The 1,510-nt window shown below is 74.2% G+C and carries 1 protein-coding gene and 2 pseudogenes; all 3 read right to left on the bottom strand.

Going from position 1 to position 1,510, the window contains the following annotated elements:
- Positions 1–247: pseudogene (locus L810_RS48830) on the bottom strand (type IV pilus secretin PilQ); the annotation flags it as partial.
- On the bottom strand, positions 244–1,110 hold the full coding sequence (locus L810_RS42610) for a hypothetical protein (protein ID WP_021164283.1): 867 nt from the start codon (positions 1,108–1,110) through the stop codon (positions 244–246). The pseudogene L810_RS48830 and the gene L810_RS42610, both read right to left, overlap by 4 nt.
- Positions 1,107–1,510 (bottom strand): annotated as a pseudogene (locus L810_RS48245) (fimbrial protein); the annotation flags it as partial. The pseudogene L810_RS48245 and the gene L810_RS42610, both read right to left, overlap by 4 nt.

The following is a 1,510-nucleotide window of genomic DNA, read 5'->3' as shown; positions in this document are numbered from 1 at the left end:
GTGCCGGGGCGGCGGCCTCCGCCTGAAGCGCCGTGCGCGCCGCCTGGTCGAACGGCGGCGGGCCGGCCTCCGCAGATGCGGGGCCCTCCGCCCCGTCCACCGCGCGTTGGGGCAACGGCAGGCCCGGCACCGGCCTCTCCGTCGATGCTGCAGGCCAGACGGCCGGCAGCGGCGGCAACGAGGCGCTTGCACCGGCCGCCGTCAATCCGGCCCAGACGGCGAGCACCCGACATCCTTGCTTCATCATGGGCGCCTCCCGTCGTCCAGGGTGACTCGGTACGCGCCATCCGCCGTCGCGAGCGTCACGGCGACGGGATCGACTCGCACCACCCGCGCGGCCCCGAGGGCTTCGCCGGGCACCAAGGCCGCGAATGCGCCGTCACCGTCGTCGAACAACGCGAGACCGGCATGCCTGTCGCGAATCGTGCCGGCCAGGCGGGCAGCCGCCCCCTCCGTTTCAGGCGAGCCGGCCTCGCCGAACGGATCGGCGCCGGGCGCGTCGGCCAGAACCGGCGTCTCCCCGCCCTTGGACGTCGTCGCCGGTAACCCCGGAAACACGTCGACCGCCATTTCCACACGCACGGCCTCCCTTCCTCGTTCGACACGCAGCGTGGTCGGCACCGCCAGCACCGGGAAACGCGCCAGCCATCCGACCGTCTGCAGCAACGCGCGAAACCCGCCGTCCGCGACGATGCGCACCGAGCGTTGCCCTTCCGGCACTGCCCCCTCGGCGCGCAGTGGTTCGATCGATACGCCGCGCAGCCCGCTCGACGCGGCGCGATCGGCCAGCTCCAGCATCAACGCGGCCCATTCCGGCGCACGCGACGAGCGATCGCCGTCGGCCGCCGCCGGATGCGCGTCGTGTTGCCGTGCAGCGGCCACGAGAACACGCTCCGCGTCGGCCTCTCGTTTCTGCGCCGCCGCCAGCAACGCGCGGCTGTGCGCGAGCCCGCTCCAGTCCGCGGCATTCGCCAGATGAATGCCGCCCGTCAGCACGGCCGCGAACGCGAGCACGCAGCCTGCGACATGCGCAGTCGCCGGCGACACGCGCCGCACGCCGCTCCGCCATCCGCCGCGATGCGGTGCGGGCCGATGCGCGAGCGCCGTCATGCGCCGCCTCCCGATGCTTTCCGGGACGGCATCGCGTCGTGCCAGCGCAACTGGACCGAAAACCGGAACGGCATCCCGCCGGCGGCGACCGGTGCATCCGGGGCTGGCTTCAACGCATCGATATCGATCCGCCAGCCACGCTGCTCGCGCGCCATCCCCGCGAGCCATCGCGCGGCCGCCCGGTAGCTCACGGCGCGGACATCGAGCACGGCACCCGCCGACGTCGTGCGCAGCGCATCGAGCCGAACCGTGCCGTCGTGCACCTGCGCCAGCGTCGCCAGCAGCCCCGCGACGTGCCGGTAAGGTGCGGCACGCGCGGCCGCCTGCGCGTCACGCTGCGCGACGACGGCCGCCGCATTGGCGGCGCGCGTCGCGGCACCCCCCTGTGGCTGCAACTGCC

Origin of the sequence: Burkholderia sp. AU4i (genome assembly GCF_000466765.1) — a bacterium.
GTDB lineage: Bacteria > Pseudomonadota > Gammaproteobacteria > Burkholderiales > Burkholderiaceae > Burkholderia > Burkholderia cepacia.
The sequence above is the reverse complement of the archived record's forward strand: the minus strand, read 5'-3'. Positions and strand labels throughout refer to the sequence as shown.

Excerpts from the sequence above, each read along its gene's own strand:
- L810_RS42610 (WP_021164283.1), bottom strand. The coding sequence starts at position 1,110 with ATGACGGCGCTCGCGCATCGGCCCGCACCGCATCGCGGCGGATGGCGG.